We start from the raw sequence: 19,158 nt of genomic DNA on the forward strand, positions 1-19,158 counted from the left end.
AAAAAATCAATATCAAATAACGTACAAGAGTTTAGGAATTCTTGATACATAAATCATAAGAAAATGAAATCAATAAAAACTTTATTGGTAGCAGTCGTTGCATTGCTATCATTCACTGCCTGTGATGCAAAAATTAAAAACCCAAAAACTGAAATAGTAAAAATATTTGGGAATTGCGAAATGTGTAAAAAAACAATCGAGAAAGCAGGTAACTTAAAAAATATTGCGGAAGTAGATTGGAATGAAAAATCTAAAATGGCAACGCTTACGTACGATGCGACCAAAACGAATAAAGAGGAAATTTTAAAACGTGTTGCACTAGCGGGATATGACAGCAATGAGTTTTTGGCACCAAATAATGCTTATGCAAAACTCCCAGAATGTTGCCAATATGAGCGAAATACTAAAAAAATGGCAATGGTTCCTGCGGAGAAAATGAATCATGATGCACATGCAAACCACGAAATGACTTCTTCGGATGTAGACCAAAAAGGGAATCTTTTAAAACCTGTTTTTGATGCTTATTTCGGAATCAAAGATGCTTTAGTGAAAACAGACGGCGCTACAGCTTCGGCGAAAGCCAAAACATTGGTTACTGCTATAAATGGAGTAAAAATGGAAAGTTTGCCAATGGATGTACACATGGTTTGGATGAAAGTTTTAAAAGACCTGAAAGAAGATGCTGAACATATTGCTGATACAAAAGATGCCACGCATCAAAGAGACCATTTTGGGACATTATCTAAAAATGTATATGCATTACTAAAAGTTTCAAAAGGAGAAACACCTACTTATTATCAGTTTTGTCCAATGGCAAATAATGGCAAAGGAGCTAACTGGCTGAGTAAAGAAAGCGATATTAAAAACCCATATTATGGTTCGAAAATGTTGAGCTGTGGAAGTACTGTAGAAACTATCAAATAAATGAAGCTATACATTAAAAACATGGTTTGCAGTCGGTGTAAAATGGTTGTGAAGTCTGAGTTAGAAAAACTCGGGCTTCATCCGATTACAGTAGAGCTGGGTGAAGTAGAAATACAAGAAAAAGAAATTGATTCTTTAAAAGAGGATTTGGTAGAAGTCTTGCACTCTTTAGGTTTTGAACTTATAGATGATAAAAAAAGTAAGATTATCGAGAAAGCCAAAACCTTGATTATCGAGTTGGTTCATTATAAAAATAACGACCTCAATACCAATTTATCCAACTATTTATCGACTAATTTGCAACACGACTACAATTCGTTAAGTAATCTTTTTACGGAAGTAGAAGGAACAACTATTGAAAAATATTTTATCTCTCAGAAAATAGAGAAGGTAAAGGAACTGGTTATATATGGTGAATTAAGCCTGAGCGAAATTGCTTATCAGCTTCAATATAGTAGTGTGGCACATTTGAGTAATCAGTTTAAAAAAGTAACCGGATTTTCTCCAACGTATTATAAACAGTTAAAGGATAAAAAGCGGATGCAAATAGAGGATTTGTAAATCTTATAAATCATAACCAAAATTGTACAAGCCTGTACAAGCATTATTTAAGAAATTTGTTAAAGTAAAATTTGTAAAAAAAAATAAAGCTATGACTCATACTTATACAATCACAGGAATGACTTGCGATGGATGTCGTACTAAAGTAGAAAATGCATTAAATGCTATCGAAGGAATCGAAGCAAGTGTTACTTTAAATCCTCCATTGGCAACGATTACGATGGGAAAACATATTCCGACGGAGCAATTGCAAGCAGCATTAACTGCGGTTGGAAAGTATAGCATTGAAATGGCTATGAATCACGGACATGAAAAACCTGCGGACAAATATAGTACTACAGGACATGGAGATAAGAAATCAATAATGACTCATACTTATACTATTACAGGAATGACTTGTGATGGATGTCGTACGAAAGTAGAAAAAGCATTAAATACAGTAGAAGGAATCGAGGCAAGTGTTACTTTAGATCCTCCATTGGCAACAATTAAGATGGAAAAACATATTCCGACAGTGAAAATGCAAGAAGCATTAACCGCAGTTGGAAAGTATGCCATTGAAATGACAATGAATCATGGACAAGAAAAACCTACAAGCAAATCATGCTGTAGCGCTGACGGACATGAGCATAAACAAGATCATAAGAAAGTAGCTGTACCGCATAATCATACGGGAGGTAAATATTATTGCCCAATGCATTGCGAAGGCGATAAAATGTATGATAAAGCGGGAGATTGCCCTGTATGCGGAATGGACTTAATACAAGAACCAGCCGCTATACAGGTACAGCAATATACCTGCCCGATGCACCCAGAAGTTATTACGGATAGACCAGGTTCATGCCCGATTTGCGGAATGGATTTGGTGCCAATGGAGCCAACAGATACGGAGGAGAATAAGGTATATAAAGAGTTATTGCAAAAAATGAAAATTGCAATACTCTTTACTGTTCCTATCTTTTTTATTGCCATGATAGAAATGATGCACGACAATCCGTTATTAAAAATAATGGACGTTGGGAAATGGAATTGGGTTCAGCTAATTTTCTCGCTTCCAGTGATATTTTACGCAGGTTGGATGTTTTTTGTTCGTGGATGGAAATCGATTGTAACTTGGAATTTAAATATGTTTACCCTTATCGCGATTGGTACAGGAATGGCATTTTTATTTAGTATCATAGGAATGTTTTTCCCAGAGATATTCCCAGAAGAGTTTAAATCAGGACACGGAACAATTCATCTTTATTTTGAAGCTGCAACAGTAATTATTACGCTGGTTTTATTAGGGCAATTGCTAGAAGCTCGAGCGCATAGCCAAACGAGTGGTGCGATAAAAGAATTATTGAAACTGGCACCAACAGAAGCAACCCTAGTAATAGATGGTGTTGATAAAGTGATTGCTATTCATGATATTAAAAAAGGAGATTTACTACGAGTAAAACCTGGTGATAAAATTCCTGTAGATGGAAAAATTGTTACTGGAGAAAGCACGATAGATGAATCGATGATAACGGGAGAACCTATTCCTGTGGATAAAAAAGTAGACGATGTGGTATCGTCAGGAACTATCAACGGAAATAAATCATTTGTTATGATTGCCGAGAAAGTAGGTTCAGAAACGTTACTTTCGCAAATTATACAAATGGTTAACAATGCTAGTCGTTCCAGAGCGCCAATTCAGAAACTTGCCGATAGTATTGCTAAATATTTTGTACCAATTGTTGTTATTATTTCTGTTTTAACCTTTTTCATTTGGGCAAAATTCGGACCTGAACCAGCTATGGTTTACGGATTTATTAATGCGATTGCAGTATTAATAATTGCTTGTCCGTGCGCATTAGGTTTAGCCACGCCAATGTCTGTAATGGTTGGGGTTGGAAAAGGAGCACAATCGGGAATTCTGATAAAAAATGCCGAAGCTTTAGAAAAAATGGACAAAGTAAATGTTCTGATTACGGATAAAACGGGAACAATTACAGAGGGAAAACCTTCGGTAGAGAAAATTGTTGCGCTACAATATTCAGAGGATGAACTGCTACAATACATCGCGTCTTTAAATCAATATAGCGAGCATCCTTTGGCGGAAGCCGTAGTAAAATTTGCAAAAGCTAAAAATGTTTCTTTGACGAAAGTCGATGATTTTGAAAACATCGCAGGAAAAGGAGTTATCGGAACTGCTATTGATAAAAAGATTGCATTAGGAAATAAAAAATTAATGGAGCAAGTAGGAGCAATTGTTTCTGGTGCTATCGAAGAAAAAATTATTGCCGAACAAAAATTAGGAAAAACAGTTTCGTATATCGCTGTAGATAAAAATGTGGTAGGATTTGTAACGATAACCGATGCTATAAAAGCAACGAGTGCTGCAGCTATAAAAGAATTAATGCGTCAAGGAGTTGAGGTAATCATGCTTACGGGAGATAATATAAATACTGCCAAAGCAGTTGCCGATGAGTTGCATTTAACTTCTTTTCAGGCAGGTTGTTTACCCGAAGATAAATTAAAAGTAATCGAAAAACTGCAAGCCGAAGGAAAAATTGTTGCTATGGCGGGAGATGGTATAAACGATGCACCAGCTCTAGCACAATCGGATATTGGGATTGCGATGGGAACAGGAACAGATGTTGCGATAGAAAGTGCCAAGATAACTTTGGTAAAAGGAGATTTGCAAGGAATTGTAAAAGCAAAAAACCTGAGTCACGCTGTAATGAGCAACATCAAGCAAAACTTATTCTTTGCTTTTATATATAATGTCTTAGGTGTGCCTGTTGCTGCGGGAGTTTTATTTCCGTTCTTCGGAATATTACTTTCTCCTATGATTGCTGCTTTGGCAATGAGTTTTAGTTCTGTGTCAGTTATTGTGAATGCATTGCGATTAAGAAGTTTAAAACTTTAAAAACTAAAAGATGAAAATTTATCCAATACTTATATTATTGCTTTTTGCAATAAGCACAACCGCGCAAAAAATTGTGAGGTATGATTTATATGTAAAAGATACGTTGGTAAATTTTACAGGTAAATCCAAAAGGGCAATTGCTGTTAATGGGCAAATCCCAATGCCAACGCTTACTTTTACTGAAGGGGATATTGCCGAAATTCATGTACATAATCAACTGAAAGAAAGTACATCTTTGCATTGGCACGGTATATTTTTGCCTAATCAGGAAGATGGCGTTCCTTTCCTGACGCAAATGCCAATAAAACCTGGAGAAACGTATGTGTATAAATTTCCAGTTATCCAAAACGGAACACATTGGTATCATAGCCATAGCGGAATGCAGGAGCAAATAGGGATGTATGGTTCATTAATAATGAAGAAAAAAACTGATGATCCTGATTTTAGAAAAGGGATTGATGACTTGCCTACAATTCCTGTTATGTTAAGCGAATGGACAGATTATAATCCGGATAATGTACATAGAATGTTGCATAATGCTTCGGATTGGTTTGCGATTAAAAAAGGAACAACACAAAGTTATACCGAAGCTATAAAAGCAGGACATTTTAAAACCAAAGTCAACAACGAATGGAAACGTATGATGGCAATGGATGTAAGCGATGTATATTATGACGCATTTTTAATTAACGGGAAAAAAGAAAATGAATTTCCGCAGCCATTTAAAGCGGGAGATAAAGTACGGTTGAGAATTTCAAATGGAGGAGCTTCGTCTTATTTTTGGCTTACCTACGCTGGAGGAAAAATTACGGTCGTAGCCAATGATGGAAACGACGTAGTTCCTGTAGAAGTAGACAGACTGATTATTGGAGTATCCGAAACTTATGATGTTGTGGTTACAATTCCAGCCGATGATACAGCATTTGAATTTTTGGCTACGCCAGAAGATCGAACAAAATCGACTTCGATATATTTAGGAAAAGGAATAAAACAATTGACAAGTCCTTTGCCAAAACTCGATTATTTTGAGGGAATGAAAATGATGAATGGCATGATGAACATGGATGGAACCATGAATGAGATGGGAATGGGAATGAGTTTGCAAAAGATGGATATGAATGCTGTAATGTATCCCGAGATTACAGGAAGCGGAACTAAAGAAGTGAAACATACGCCCGAAGAATCAATGAAAATGGATGATGGAGAAAAAATGGATCATTCAAACCATAACATGGAAGCTAGTTCTACAGATATTGTAACATTAAATTACAGTATGCTAAAATCGCCTACAGTAACTACATTACCCAAAGATGCTCCGGTAAGAGAATTGCGTTTTGAATTAACGGGAAATATGAATCGGTATTTGTGGAGTATGGATAATAAAGTATTATCTGAATCCGATAAGATTTTAATTAAAAAAGGAGAAACATTACGAATCGTATTGTACAATAACTCGATGATGCGTCACCCAATGCATTTACACGGGCATGACTTTAGGGTATTAAACGGACAAGGGGAATATTCGCCATTAAAAAATGTATTGGACATTATGCCAATGGAAACTGATACGATTGAGTTTAGCGCCAATGCTGATGGAGATTGGTTTTTTCACTGTCATATTCTATACCACATGATGGCGGGAATGAATCGTGTTTTTAGTTACGAGAATTCAACACCAAATCCGTTATTGCCAGACAAAGAATGGGCGTACCGACAATTACAAAAAGAAAGTAATATGAGCCATATTATGGCGGAGAATGATTTTGCAACCAACGGGAATGATGGTAGAGCGATGGTGCAAAACGCACGTTGGAGTTTTGGTACAGAGTGGAGATTAGGATATAATAATGAGCACGGTTATGAAACCGAGACACATATAGGACGATATATTGGCAAGAATCAATGGTTTATGCCATTTATAGGATTTGATTGGCGTTATAGAAAATTTGGACATGATGAGGTTGAGAAAAATATGTTTGGGCAAAAAAATACCAAAGACAATCGTTCCGTATTAAGTATCGGTGCTGATTATATCTTGCCTTGGTTAGTTATCGCACAAGCCGAAGTTTTTACAGATGGAAATGTCCGATTACAATTATCGCGAGAAGATATTCCGATTTCGCCAAGAATACGAATGGCTTTTATGGTAAATACAGACAAAGAATATATGGGAGGTTTAAAATATATACTGACCAAAAATTCAGGAATTTCTACACATTATGATAGCGATATGGGTTGGGGGTTTGGCTTAACGCTTAATTATTGAATTGTGTAGAATGTGAAATGCGAGAAGTGAAAAGCTAAACTGTATTTTAAAAGAAAACCATATAAGTTATAAGAAAATATAAGTTTTAAAAACTTAAATGGACTTACATAACTTATATGGTTAAACTAAAATGTTATTTTTTGTTAATCGCTTTCTTGGGTTACAAATTATACAGATAACTTTTTTTGCGGATGATTTTTCCGTTTTCGGTTTCTTTAAATTTAGGAACAAAAATAATCTCTTTCGGTTTTTGGTATTTGTCCAGACTATCAAATATTGTATTATCAATAGGATGTTTTTCGCCTTCGATAACCAAAACCAATTTTTCGCCTAGAGCAGTATCAGGAACACCAATTACAAAATAGCGGGCATCTATTTTTCCAGAAAGTTTTTCTTCTATTTGCTCCGGAATTAATTTTATACCACCACTATTAATAACGTTATCAATTCTTCCTAAAAATATAAACTGATGATCGTTTATCAATTCTACAATATCATTGGTTATGATTGTTTCGCTAGAAATAGTTGGAACATTAATAACAAGACAATTTCTATCATCTTGCGATATTTGTACGTGAGGTAAAACCGTAAAAGCTTCCTCACCAACTTCTTTAGCAGCAATATGAGTAATAGTCTCAGTCATGCCGTAAGTTGCGTACACTTTTGTTTTTAGTTTAGATACACTTTTTATAAGCGTAGCATCCATTGCAGCGCCACCTACAATAAGTTTTTTTACATTTTTAAGTTCAGATAAAGAATTCTGAACCTGCAAAGGAACCATTGCTACAAAATCGTATTTAGTTGTGTTGTTTGTGAGAGGATGTAGGCTAGGAGCAACAAAATCAACATCCAGACCTAGAATTAAACTCCTTACAATCATCATTTTTCCAGCAATATACTGAGTAGGCAAGCAATGCAATGCTTTATCACCAGGATGTAAATCAAAGAAATCACCTGTTGCAAGAGCCGACTCAATCATAGCTTGTTTTTGTAACTGAATCACTTTTGGATCTCCTGTAGTTCCCGATGTAGTTATCTCGATATAAGATTTCTCATCAAACCAATCCAGGATAAATTCACCAATAGCCCTTTCATAAGCTTCGCCTTCCTTAACGAAGCTATAAGCTATCTGAGACAAGTCTTCTCCATTAAAATGATCTCCATTTAATTTGAAGAAATTGTGGACGTTTTTATACGTTATTTTTGACATTTGAGTTTGGTTATAGTTTAATAGTTTCAGACTTATTTTCAATAACGATTTCACCCGTTAATTTTTCTTTCCAATTAGTCCAGTTGTATTTTTTGCTAAAAATATATAGCATGATAGGGTAAATAACAATAACTGGTAAAATGATATCTATACCAGCCGAAGGTTCGGATATATCTTTAAAAACCGAGTGCGTTTGGAATACTGACCAATCTGAGGTAACTAATAAAGCACCAACTAAATTATTGGCCGCATGAAAACCCAAGGCAAGTTCTATGCCTTCATCCATCAAGGTAATAATTCCTAAAAATAATCCAGTACCAATATAATATACCATAACGATATAGCCCATTTTTGTCACTTCGGGATTAAAAATATGCATAGTGCCAAAAATAACAGAAGTCATTACTAACGGGAACCATTTGTTTCTTGCCAAATTTGCAAACCCTTGCATTAAATACCCACGAAAAACATACTCTTCTGTACTAGTCTGGATAGGGATTAAAAGAGTTCCTATTATAAATAAAATAGCAAAGGGAATAGGCTTAAAGTTAATTACAAAATCCTCCGGGCTAGTATAATAAAATAAAACAGTTAGTGCAGCAGTAATAATTCCCCAAAGAGTAAATGAAAATAAGATACGATTCCAATCTACTTTTGGCCTAGAAGTAGTTACGGACAAAAGAGTTTGATGATGTATATAACGTACCACAAAGTACACTCCTGCCAAGGCAAATACAAACGAAATTAAGATAAGAAATAAGGTCACATTCGATTCAAAAATCTTCATTATACCAGCTTCAGTCGTTGGATAAGGTATTTTGTTTACAAGAGTCTGATATAATATGGCGAGTGTAAGTGGAATTTGACCAACAAAAGATGCTGTAATTATAAAGACGGAACCTAATAAATATCTCCAAAATTTGTTTTTTTCTTTAACTCCTTGTTCTAGAAACATGTATTTTTAATTTAAAATAGTACTTCGATTTATTGCATAAATCTTATTTTTGCTAGCACTAATTTACCTTTTTTTATTTCAATTATCTTTACTTCTTTAAAAAAATAAAAATGATACAAATATATCACAACCCACGTTGCGGGAAATCAAGAAATTGTCTGGCTTTTGTCGAGAACACAAAACAAGAATATGAGATAATCCCATATCTTACCGAAACACCTTCGTTTGATGCATTAAAAGAATTGCTTCATAAACTAAATTTAAAACCGTTAGAGCTAGTTCGAACAAAAGAAAAAATCTGGGCAGAAAACTTCAAGAATAAAACAATGACCGATGCTGAGGTTATACAAGCAATGGTCGATAACCCTATTTTAATAGAAAGACCAATAGTTGTAAAAGATGGCAAGGCTATTATAGGTAGAGATTTAGAATTGCTAAAACCTTTTTTAGAAACATTATAAAGAGGGTTGTTAACATTTTTTTATGATTTTTCATTTTAAACCTACAGTTACATTTGCAGTCTAAAAGCCAAATAGAAACTACCAAAAATGAAAAAAAATCAATTAATCATCATGCTTGTATTCCTCTTTACAAGCATGCTCAGTTTTGCTCAGCAACCAGAAGGGCAAAGAGTAAAAGTAAAAGTTACTGGTAAAGTTGTCGAGAAAACAACAAACCAACCCTTAGAATATGCTACAATTACTCTGGTAAATGCTAAAAACCCAAAAGCAATTGCAGGAGGAATAACCAACAATAAAGGAGAATTTAGTGTAGATGCAATTCCTGGTGTTTATGATATTAAGATTGAATTTATTTCATTCAAAGTAGTCGAAATCAAACAAAAAAAGATAACAGAAAATACCGATTTAGGGCAGGTAGGATTATCTGAAGATACCAATCAGCTTAATGAAGTTGTAGTTCGTGCCGAAAAATCTACAGTCGAAATTAAACTCGACAAAAAAGTATATAATGTAGGTCAGGACATGATTGTAAAAGGAGGAACGGTAAGCGATGTTCTAGATAATGTACCATCAGTTTCTGTAGATACCGAAGGAAACGTAAGCTTAAGAGGAAGTGATAATATCAGAATCTTAATAGATGGTCGACCATCAAACGCTATAAACGTAGCCGAAGCATTACGCCAAATCCCAGCCGATGCAATCGATAAAGTTGAGGTAATCACAAATCCATCAGCACGATATGATGCCGAAGGAGGTTCAGGATTAATTAATATCATCCTTAAAAAAGGGAAAAATCAAGGATTCAACGGAACTTTTATTGCCTCTACAGGAATCCCAGAAACCTACGGAGTAAGTGCAAATGCAAATTATAAAACCGAAAAATTAAACTACTTTACTACTGCGGGATATAATTACAGAACCAATGAAGGAGGAGGATTAACAAATTCTGAATATTTTAATCCAGATGGTTCAATAAAAAACTTTCTAAATGAAGATCGTGATACCAAAAGAATCAGAAAAGGGTTTAACGGAAGAGCAGGAGTAGAGTGGGCAATTACGCCAACAACATTCTGGACAAATGCGATAAATTACCAAAAGAATTCAGGAGAAGACCGAGATTTAATCAACTACAATAATTATGACAACGGTTATAATTTTACCAAATCAACATACAGATTAAATGATGGAGTTACAGGAAGCGGGAACGTAGAGTACACGTCAAACTTAATAAAAAACTTCAACGACAAAGGACATAAACTTACTGCCGATTTATCTATTTCTAGAAACACCGATGATGGTAATAGTCTTATTACCGGTTCAGATAATTTTAATAACACATTAAACGACCAAGTACAAAAACAAGTTCAAATTCAGGCAGATTACGTACTTCCTATAAAAGAAGGAAGCCAGTTTGAGGCAGGATACAAAGGTAGTTTTGGAGATTTAAATAATGAGTATTATGTACTAGACGACCAAGGAGAAAAAATCGGGAATTTATCAAACACCTTAGAGTACAAAGAAAACATAAACGCGATTTATACACAGTACGGATTTAAAGTAAATAAGTTCTCTTATTTATTTGGTTTACGTTGGGAAGACACCAATATTCAGGTTAACTTATTAGATACTAATGAATATAATACTAAAAAGTACAACAACCTATTCCCAAGTGCTTTTATCAGTTATGCAATATCAGATCAAAGTAATTTCTCGGCAAGTTACAGCAAGCGTTTATCTAGACCAAGAGGACGTTTCATGAATCCAGCAACAAATTACTCAAGTAATATTAATATTTTTCAGGGAAATCCAGATTTAGATCCGTCTTTAACCGATAAGTATGATATAGGATATATTATGCGTTGGGATAAAGTAACCTTTAATACATCGGCATATTTAGAAGACACAAAAGATGTGTTTAGTTTTGTGCGATCTCCAACAGGTGATGTTGTAGATTCTGATGGTGATGTCGTAACCCCTACACCGGGTCAACCAGTTGAAGGAATTCCAGTTATCTTAAGTAAACCAATTAACTTAGGGAAAGAACAAAAATTTGGTTTCGAGTTTACACTAAATTACACGCCATACAAGTGGTGGAGAATAAACAGTAATTTTAACTTTTACAATGTAAAAACTACAGGGAATAATAGTTATATCGATGCAACAGGAGTAGAAGTAGTTCAAAATTTAGATAATCAGGCAAACTCTTGGTATGCAAGAATCAACTCAAAACTGACTTTACCATACAAAATCGATTGGCAGTTAACAGGAATGTATAACGGAGCGCAAAAAACAGCACAAGGAAAAAACCTAGGGCAATTTGGTATGAATACTGCATTTAGCAAAGACATACTAAAAGACAAAGCGACAGTAGCATTTAATATAAGCGATATTTTCAACTCAAGAATAATGAGGTCATATACCTATCTTGAAGATCAAACATCATATAGTGAAATGCAATTTCGTAAACGACAGTTCAATCTTTCTTTTACTTATAGATTTAATAAGCCTAAAAACGAAAGAGAAAAACAAGGGCCTAAAAATGAAGGAGGCGAAGGTGGAGGAGAGTTTCCTGGATAAGGAAACCTCGTAAATAAAAAAAAGGACTCGTGTAAACGGGTCCTTTTTTTATGTAGTAATCAAATTAATTTAAATTGATTGCTCTTTCTTTGCTTTTCTTTCTTTGTACATTTCCCATAGCGCTCCACCAATCCAATATTGAACGAAACCTACTAAAAAGAACATTAACCAAAACCCTATAGTTAGAATGGTTAAGAAAAGTAAAAAGCCTAAATACTGTGAAAATTCAAACATGTTTTCCGGAATTTTTGAATGTAGCCACAAATGTAGGTCTAATATTTTTTCTTACCAATAAAAAACTAAATCAATTTTTATAAAAAAGTAATTATCCGTATTTTTGAGGTCAGTTTTAAAAAGATAAGCTCATAATTAGGTTTAGGAGCTATTTCCAGCTGTCCGCTATATCTTTTTTGGGCCAAAAAAAGCCCCAAAAAAGGATGCCGCTTCCATCTGGGCTAAAAATCTAGTTTGCGATTAAGGATTGCAACGACAGTTTACAGATAATATAATATTTTACAATAAACATTTTATACAAAAATTATGAAATTCAGAATAGAAAAAGACACCATGGGAGAGGTGCAAGTTCCTGCAGAAAAATATTGGGGAGCACAAACAGAACGTTCTAGAAACAATTTTAAAATTGGAGCATCAGCATCGATGCCAAAAGAAATCGTAGAAGGATTTGCTTACTTAAAAAAAGCAGCTGCTTATGCAAACCATGATTTAGGTGTTTTACCAGTAGAAAAAAGAGATGCAATCGCAGCAGTTTGCGACGAAATCTTAGCAGGTAAACTAGACGACCAATTTCCGTTGGTAATCTGGCAAACAGGTTCAGGTACACAAAGTAACATGAACGTAAACGAAGTAATTGCAAACCGTGCACAAGTTTTAAAAGGATTTGAAATTGGCGAAGGAGAGCAATTTATCAAAGCAAATGATGATGTAAACAAATCACAATCATCAAACGATACTTTCCCAACAGGAATGCACATTGCAGCTTACAAAGCAGTAGTAGAAATTACAATTCCAGGAGTAGAAAAATTAAGAGATACACTTCACGCAAAAGCGGTAGAATATAAAAATGTTGTAAAAATTGGTCGTACCCACCTTATGGATGCTACACCACTTACACTAGGACAAGAACTTTCAGGATATGCTGCACAATTAACTTATGGTTTAAAAGCTGTTAAAAACACTTTAGCGCACTTATCAGAAGTTGCTTTAGGAGGAACAGCAGTAGGAACAGGATTAAATACACCAGCAGGATACGATGTAAAAGTAGCTGAGTATATTGCAGAGTTTACAGGACATCCATTTGTAACAGCCGAAAACAAATTTGAAGCACTTGCAGCACACGATGCAATCGTAGAATCTCACGGAGCATTAAAACAATTAGCAGTTTCGTTAAACAAAATTGCAAATGATGTACGTATGTTAGCTTCAGGACCACGTTCAGGAATTGGCGAAATCATCATTCCAGAAAACGAACCAGGTTCATCTATCATGCCAGGAAAAGTAAACCCAACACAATGCGAAGCATTAACAATGGTTTGTGCTCAAGTTATGGGTAACGATGTTGCAATTTCAGTAGGAGGAATGCAAGGACACTACGAACTAAACGTTTTTAAACCAGTAATGGCAGCAAACTTCTTGCAATCGGCTCGTTTATTAGGAGATGCTTGTATCTCATTTGATGAGCATTGTGCACAAGGAATCGAACCAAATTACAAACGTATCAAAGAATTAGTAGACAATTCATTAATGTTAGTAACAGCATTAAATACTAAAATCGGATACTACAAATCGGCAGAAATTGCTCAAACAGCACACAAAAACGGAACAACACTAAAAGAAGAGGCAGTTCGTTTAGGTTATGTAACACCAGAAGATTTTGATGCTTGGGTAAAACCAGAAGATATGGTTGGAAGCCTAAAGTAATTGTAAATTGTTAATTATGAATTGTTAATTATGAATTGTTAATTTGTAGCGATTCGTAATAAATAAAAAACCCTGCAATGAAAATTGCAGGGTTTTGTTTTTCTGTGACCTTGGGCAGAGTCGAAGAGTGGAATATTATTCTATAATCAATGTTCCGTAAGATTTAGTATAACCTTTGTCAAAGTGAAAAAACTAAGACAAAGGCCTATAGTTCGTAATTATATTCTCTAGGAACGAGAAGTGAAAGGATAATTAACAATTACTTCCCGTCTACATAATCTTGTAAATAACTAAAACGAGGCGTAAGCTTACCATTCTCAGTCATTTTAGCTCTTTGTAAGATACCATCTTTATCGCCGTTAAAAAAGGCTGGAATTACGTGTTCCATAAATTGTTCACCAAAACCTTCACTCGCATCTTTAGGAATTTCAGAAGGCAAATTATCTACAGCCATTACTACAATTGCAGCAGGATGAAAAACATCAACCTCTTTATTTTCTCCAGGGAAATAACCATATATCGGTTCAGCAATTGTCGATGCACGAAGCGTACAAGCAATAGGACCATTTACATCACAAGAAATATCGGCAACCACTTTTATTTTACAATCTTTCGATTGAAGCATTTCTCTAGTTAATATTATAGGAGCTGCAGGAGAATGGAAATGTCCTGTAAAATAAACATCCGTTACTTTAGTGTATTTTTCAAAATCAGAAACATATTCTGTAGGATGTTCGTAAAAATCGGTATAATCCAAAACTTGTCCGTCTTTACGCTTGTTATAATCCAATACGTTAAGTTGTACGTAAACCGCCTGAGTATAATTCTTAGTTAAGTAATTATCTATAGTAACCTCTTTTATCTTAATGGCATCAAGAATCTCTTTAGCACCGTTACCTACTTTTCCAGATCCAGTAATTACAAATTTTAAAGGAGGTAAAGTAATACGTTTTAAATGAGCAATTAATGCATCTTTTCCAGATAAAGTTTCTGCTTTAGGTAATTTAAACAATTCAAATTTTATCCCAAAAGCACGTATACCATTATATACACCAACAATTCCTGCATATCTTCCAAAACCAATAAGTCTGTTATTCTCCGAATTTACAATTGTTTCGTGGTCGTATAAATCGATATTTTTTTCTAAAATAGCTTGTAATAATTTTCGATTACCTGGACTCTTTTTTATAGTATGCGAAAAGAAAAAATATGCCTTATTTGGAATTAAACTTTCAATAGGAACCTCTTTTACTCCAAAAAGGATGTCACAGTCTGAAACATCATCGGTAACAGTTATGCCTAAGCTTTGGTATTGAACGTCTGTAAAAATTCTAATATCTGAACTTTCTACTGCTACAGTAGCTTCAGGATAAAGTTCTTTAAGTCGAACAAGCTCGCTAGGAGTAAATACAACCCTTCTGTCTGGTGGGTTTTTTCTTTCTTTTATAATTCCAAACTTCATTTATTAGTGTTTAAATATTGTATTAATATAACTTTTTTACTTAAATTTGTTTTAAATATAACAAATATAGTTAAAATTTTGTTGTTTTTTTTGAAAAAAATCGAAATCAAATTTATTAAAAGCTGATGTTCAATAGCCTGACGAAAATCAAGCTTAAAACTGTGTTAAAATCTAAGAATTCGGTTCAAAAACACAAATAAACAAAAGTATTCAATTCTATATATTTGTTTTCCTAGAATCCCACACATGAATTTCATTAAAAAAGCAAATATACCACAAATCCTTTTCCTTATTTTAGTTTTAAGCTCTTGCGGAAAAGATAAAAAAACAAATGCAACTACAGCCGATACATTAGAAGATACGCTTCCTAAAATGAAGCCAATGCCACCTGAAAAAAAGCTTCCTGCAAATTACGTAACAGCAATAAAAAATAGAGTTGATTATTTTTATAACAGAAACTGGCCAAACAATACTATGAACGGAAGTTTTTTAGTAGCAAGAAATGGCGAGATTATTTATGAGAAATATGAAGGTTACGCAAATAAAAACGAAAAGACAGAAATAGACAAAGATACGCCGTTGCATATTGCTTCGGTTAGTAAAGTACTTACGGCAACTGCAGTTTTAAAATTGGTTAATGCTGGAAAAATTGACTTGGACCAAAAAGTAAATACAATCTTAAAAACATTTCCTTATCCAGATGTAACAGTAAGAATGTTATTAAACCACAGAAGCGGAATGCGTAATTACGCTTATTTTACCGATAGAGATAAAACCATTTGGGACAGACACAATCAGTTAACCAATCAGGATATCTTAAATATCATGGCAACAAAAGATATTGGATTAGAGTATAAAACCGATACACGTTTTACATACTGTAATACCAACTATGCTATGTTGGCACTAATTATCGAAAAAATTACAGGACTTAAGTATAAAGATGCAATGGCTCAGATGATTTTTAAGCCATTGGGTATGACACATAGTTATGTTTTTGATATTGATAAAGACAGAAAAACAGCAGTTCCATCTTATAAAGGTAATAATGTCGAGATAGGAATAGATTATCTAGATGCCGTTTACGGAGATAAAAATGTTTATTCTACACCTCGTGATTTATTAAAACTTGACAGAGCCAGAAATGCTCCGGGTTTCTTAAAACCAGCATTACTTAAGCAAGTTTACGAAGGATATAGTAATGAACGTAAAGGGGAGAAAAATTACGGACTAGGTATCCGAATGATTAATTGGTACTCAGGACAACACTTTTATTTTCATAACGGATGGTGGCATGGTAATACCTCATCGTATATAACATTACAAAAAGAGAATGTTACCATTATAGCATTGTCTAATAAGTTTACTCGTAAAACATATGCAGTGCGCAAATTGGCACCGATTTTTGGAGATTATCCTTTTGTTTTTAAAGACATCGAATAATAAATTAAGGTTCTAAATTTGGTATAAAAATTGAAATAAATATTTTTGATAATTAATGCTAGATGATGGGACAAAAAGCTTAATTTTGCAATCTCAATTTTTTATTGAAAAGAAATGGGGTCGACTGGTTTTGACAGCAAGTCGAATTGAACAGTAAGCACGTCGAGCATTGAGACCTTGCTCGTAAATATAAGATCTTACAATTTTACACGGCGAAAATAACTACGCTTTAGCTGCATAATCCGAATTATAGTACGATTAAGCCACGTTCCTATCAGATAGGAAAGCTGGATTCTCCTTGAAAGCCTTGGTTTGTGGCGGTCAGTACAGGGGAACCGTAAAAATAAACCTAGATTTCCATGAGCTTCGGGTGGATTTCGAAATTAAGAAGATAAGTGTTGAGTGGTTGTTCCTGACCTAGCTTAACATCGAAAATTCAATCAGGAAATAAACGTGTAGAAAGCTCTTTAGTTGCTTGTTTGGACCCGAGTTCGATTCTCGGCGACTCCACTTAAGGAGACAGCTAGTTAATAGTTGTCTCTTTTTTTATGCCTATAAGTCCACATTTATCTGGCTTTACAGCCTGATGTTTTAGGTTCGATTTTTTCATGAGGAATTCTTAGTCTGTTTAAAATAAACAGTCTAAAAGTAGTTTTATTAGAGATATAATCTGGGCTGAATAATGGTTCGAAGTCCCGTTAAGGATATAGTATTTTCTTCTCTTTGGGTTTGTCGTAATTTTTTGACACTAAATATAACAATTCCAATATAATTTTGGCTTCATTTTCGTTTACCTGAATACCGCTCTTAGAAAGAATGGCAATTGCTTTTTCTACTGAAACATTCTTTTCAATAAAGTTCATCTTTTTTCAGTTTTTCGGTTACCTTTTTTTGATAATATTTTTAAAAATGCCTGATTCAAATCTAAAGATAGATCTCCAGTTTTATAATCAACATTAGTGGGTGGAATAAGATTTACAAGATGTCTTTTATCTGAGACCTCAAATTCAGAAAATCTTTGAAAGATTGCGACTAACGCTTTCTCTTCTATTTGACTTTTCTTATCAATAGCTTTTAATTTAATTAAAACATCACGTACTTCCTTTCTAAGATTTTTCGTGTTGACTTGATTCTCTTTTTTTAATTCGTTGTAGTCATCGAGTTTTAATATTCCAGAAACAAATAATTTTCTGCCTTGAGAAAGTGTTAAACTCTCGTCGTTTATTTTTCTCACTAATACCTTCTTCGCATATAAATAACTTGCTTTCTGTGTCTTTATATTCTGGTCTTCCAAAATATTTTTAAATAATTCAATCGAATTATTTGAGAGCATCAACTGTTGAAGTTTCTTTTGATAGCAATCATTAAGGAAAATTGCATTTATCCTTGTTTTACAGCGATTGCGACAATGGTAGTATGGATATTTTTTTAATCTCCCTGCTGAAAAACTTCCGAGAAGTTTTCGATCGCAAACTGGACAGATTATAAAGCCCTTAAGAAAAAACATTGATTGCAAATCACAATTTTTAGAAGTGATTTTTCTTTTGGTATTAATAACAGACTGGACCTGATTAAATAAAGCCTCAGATATCAATGGTTCATGTAATCCTTTTATCACTTGCTCTTCACCAGAGTCAAGCTTGACTGGTATAAGCCCACAATAAACTGAATTATGCAAAATCCTGAAAAAGTGTGATCTTGAACATACCAATCCTTTATCTTTAGCTATTTTCCTGATTTCAGCTATTTTATGATCGTTTTTGGCAACCTGACAAAAAATCCATTTTATAATTTCGGCTTCAGGCTCTTTAGGAGCGATACCTTTTTTACCGTCCATTGATGTCAAATTGATAAATCCTAAAGGTGCCTTACTAGGATATCTCCCCATTAGCTTTGCTCGACGAATACCGTTCGAAGTATTTTGCGCTCTCCTCGCATTTTCTGCTTCCGGAACAGCTAAATATACAGCCAACATAACTGTGCTTTCCGGCACAGAGAAATCAATTGGCTGGTCAATAGCTTTTGCAGTTGTTTTATATTTCCGAAGTTTCCCAATCATTTCGTAAGCGTATTCAATATTACGACTGAATCTATCCCATTTGATAAATAGAATATTTTTATCTTCTCCTGATGATTTTTTTTTAATTTCTGAAAATAATCGGTTCCATTCGGGTCTATTGAAATTCTTTGCAGAATAATCTTCGCGATAAATTCCTTTGACTTCGATATCATAGTATTTACAATACTTCAATAGTCTGTCTTCCTGCTCCGGCAAAGAGTAACCTTTTCTTTTTTGTTCGTCCGTACTTACATGAACGTATAAATAGGCTGCCTTCATATAATTAATATTTTTATTTCACTTGCTATTAAACATTTTTAAACACGTCAAATTATTGATCACAAAAAATCATTCCATGTACTATTAAGTAAAACGCCATAAACAATAAAAACATATTTAATCAACT

Annotated in this window: 14 protein-coding genes and 1 other RNA gene; 9 read left to right on the forward strand and 6 right to left on the reverse strand. The window is 34.1% G+C overall.

What is annotated here, in order from left to right:
• Nucleotides 1-63: 63 nt before the first annotated feature.
• The 4 genes from IW20_RS08950 to IW20_RS08965 all read left to right on the forward strand — a co-directional run bounded on the left by IW20_RS08950 (nt 64) and on the right by IW20_RS08965 (nt 6,647).
• The gene (locus tag IW20_RS08950; protein WP_035621068.1) at nt 64-924 is read left to right on the forward strand and encodes a DUF3347 domain-containing protein; all 861 of its coding nucleotides are present in this window, start codon (nt 64-66) and stop codon (nt 922-924) included.
• On the forward strand, nt 925-1,485 hold the full coding sequence (locus tag IW20_RS08955) for a helix-turn-helix domain-containing protein (RefSeq protein WP_035621069.1): 561 nt from the start codon (nt 925-927) through the stop codon (nt 1,483-1,485).
• A 91-nt stretch (nt 1,486-1,576) separates the two neighbouring features.
• Nucleotides 1,577-4,381 (forward strand): heavy metal translocating P-type ATPase, encoded by a 2,805-nt coding sequence (locus IW20_RS08960; RefSeq protein WP_117614469.1) that lies wholly within the window; start codon nt 1,577-1,579, stop codon nt 4,379-4,381.
• A 10-nt stretch (nt 4,382-4,391) separates the two neighbouring features.
• Complete coding sequence (locus IW20_RS08965; protein ID WP_035621070.1) at nt 4,392-6,647, forward strand: multicopper oxidase domain-containing protein; 2,256 nt, start codon at nt 4,392-4,394, stop codon at nt 6,645-6,647.
• 160 nt (nt 6,648-6,807) lie between these two features.
• Here the strand turns inward: IW20_RS08965 and IW20_RS08970 are convergent, their stop codons facing one another.
• Nucleotides 6,808-7,857 (reverse strand): AMP-binding protein, encoded by a 1,050-nt coding sequence (locus IW20_RS08970; protein WP_035621071.1) that lies wholly within the window; start codon nt 7,855-7,857, stop codon nt 6,808-6,810.
• 10 nt (nt 7,858-7,867) lie between these two features.
• The gene (locus IW20_RS08975) at nt 7,868-8,812 is read right to left on the reverse strand and encodes a CPBP family intramembrane glutamic endopeptidase (RefSeq protein ID WP_035621072.1); all 945 of its coding nucleotides are present in this window, start codon (nt 8,810-8,812) and stop codon (nt 7,868-7,870) included.
• Nucleotides 8,813-8,922: 110 nt separating this feature from the next.
• On the opposite strand from IW20_RS08975, the gene arsC reads away from it, so the two are divergent.
• Together arsC and IW20_RS08985 are read left to right on the forward strand one after the other, a co-directional pair.
• A complete protein-coding gene (arsC, locus tag IW20_RS08980; RefSeq protein ID WP_035621074.1) occupies nt 8,923-9,273 on the forward strand; it encodes an arsenate reductase (glutaredoxin) in 351 nt (116 codons plus the stop codon).
• Nucleotides 9,274-9,360: 87 nt separating this feature from the next.
• Nucleotides 9,361-11,850 (forward strand): outer membrane beta-barrel family protein, encoded by a 2,490-nt coding sequence (locus IW20_RS08985; protein ID WP_035621076.1) that lies wholly within the window; start codon nt 9,361-9,363, stop codon nt 11,848-11,850.
• 69 nt (nt 11,851-11,919) lie between these two features.
• Here IW20_RS08985 and IW20_RS26020 read toward each other — a convergent pair whose 3' ends face one another.
• A complete protein-coding gene (locus IW20_RS26020) occupies nt 11,920-12,084 on the reverse strand; it encodes a hypothetical protein (protein ID WP_035621077.1) in 165 nt (54 codons plus the stop codon).
• A gap of 306 nt (nt 12,085-12,390) precedes the next feature.
• Between IW20_RS26020 and fumC the strand changes: the two genes are divergently transcribed.
• Nucleotides 12,391-13,788: a class II fumarate hydratase gene (gene fumC / locus IW20_RS08995; protein WP_035621080.1), complete on the forward strand. Its 1,398-nt coding sequence runs from the start codon at nt 12,391-12,393 to the stop codon at nt 13,786-13,788.
• 259 nt (nt 13,789-14,047) lie between these two features.
• Here fumC and IW20_RS09000 read toward each other — a convergent pair whose 3' ends face one another.
• Nucleotides 14,048-15,250 (reverse strand): NAD(P)-dependent oxidoreductase, encoded by a 1,203-nt coding sequence (locus IW20_RS09000; RefSeq protein WP_035621083.1) that lies wholly within the window; start codon nt 15,248-15,250, stop codon nt 14,048-14,050.
• Nucleotides 15,251-15,496: 246 nt separating this feature from the next.
• On the opposite strand from IW20_RS09000, the gene IW20_RS09005 reads away from it, so the two are divergent.
• Complete coding sequence (locus IW20_RS09005) at nt 15,497-16,693, forward strand: serine hydrolase domain-containing protein (protein WP_035621084.1); 1,197 nt, start codon at nt 15,497-15,499, stop codon at nt 16,691-16,693.
• Between the two features lie 116 nt (nt 16,694-16,809).
• Nucleotides 16,810-17,206: a transfer-messenger RNA gene (gene ssrA, locus IW20_RS25755) on the forward strand.
• Nucleotides 17,207-17,391: 185 nt separating this feature from the next.
• Here the strand turns inward: ssrA and IW20_RS09010 are convergent.
• Both IW20_RS09010 and IW20_RS09015 read right to left on the reverse strand, forming a co-directional pair.
• Nucleotides 17,392-17,556 (reverse strand): hypothetical protein, encoded by a 165-nt coding sequence (locus IW20_RS09010; RefSeq protein WP_035621085.1) that lies wholly within the window; start codon nt 17,554-17,556, stop codon nt 17,392-17,394.
• Complete coding sequence (locus IW20_RS09015; protein ID WP_035621088.1) at nt 17,553-19,031, reverse strand: recombinase family protein; 1,479 nt, start codon at nt 19,029-19,031, stop codon at nt 17,553-17,555. The genes IW20_RS09010 and IW20_RS09015 overlap by 4 nt, the downstream gene beginning before the upstream one ends.
• Between the last annotated feature and the right edge of the window lie 127 nt (nt 19,032-19,158).

This window comes from Flavobacterium hydatis (assembly GCF_000737695.1).
GTDB classification, from domain to species: Bacteria; Bacteroidota; Bacteroidia; order Flavobacteriales; family Flavobacteriaceae; genus Flavobacterium; species Flavobacterium hydatis.

Bases quoted from the DNA above. Each gene is read 5' to 3' on its own strand.
- IW20_RS09000 (WP_035621083.1), bottom strand. From the start codon at position 15,250: ATGAAGTTTGGAATTATAAAAGAAAGAAAAAACCCACCAGACAGAAGG.
- IW20_RS08955 (WP_035621069.1), top strand. From the start codon at position 925: ATGAAGCTATACATTAAAAACATGGTTTGCAGTCGGTGTAAAATGGTT.
- IW20_RS08970 (WP_035621071.1), bottom strand. From the start codon at position 7,857: ATGTCAAAAATAACGTATAAAAACGTCCACAATTTCTTCAAATTAAAT.
- IW20_RS08960 (WP_117614469.1), top strand. From the start codon at position 1,577: ATGACTCATACTTATACAATCACAGGAATGACTTGCGATGGATGTCGT.
- IW20_RS09010 (WP_035621085.1), bottom strand. From the start codon at position 17,556: ATGAACTTTATTGAAAAGAATGTTTCAGTAGAAAAAGCAATTGCCATT.
- IW20_RS08950 (WP_035621068.1), top strand. From the start codon at position 64: ATGAAATCAATAAAAACTTTATTGGTAGCAGTCGTTGCATTGCTATCA.
- IW20_RS09015 (WP_035621088.1), bottom strand. From the start codon at position 19,031: ATGAAGGCAGCCTATTTATACGTTCATGTAAGTACGGACGAACAAAAA.
- IW20_RS08965 (WP_035621070.1), top strand. From the start codon at position 4,392: ATGAAAATTTATCCAATACTTATATTATTGCTTTTTGCAATAAGCACA.
- IW20_RS08975 (WP_035621072.1), bottom strand. From the start codon at position 8,812: ATGTTTCTAGAACAAGGAGTTAAAGAAAAAAACAAATTTTGGAGATAT.
- arsC (WP_035621074.1), top strand. From the start codon at position 8,923: ATGATACAAATATATCACAACCCACGTTGCGGGAAATCAAGAAATTGT.
- IW20_RS26020 (WP_035621077.1), bottom strand. From the start codon at position 12,084: ATGTTTGAATTTTCACAGTATTTAGGCTTTTTACTTTTCTTAACCATT.
- fumC (WP_035621080.1), top strand. From the start codon at position 12,391: ATGAAATTCAGAATAGAAAAAGACACCATGGGAGAGGTGCAAGTTCCT.
- IW20_RS08985 (WP_035621076.1), top strand. From the start codon at position 9,361: ATGAAAAAAAATCAATTAATCATCATGCTTGTATTCCTCTTTACAAGC.
- IW20_RS09005 (WP_035621084.1), top strand. From the start codon at position 15,497: ATGAATTTCATTAAAAAAGCAAATATACCACAAATCCTTTTCCTTATT.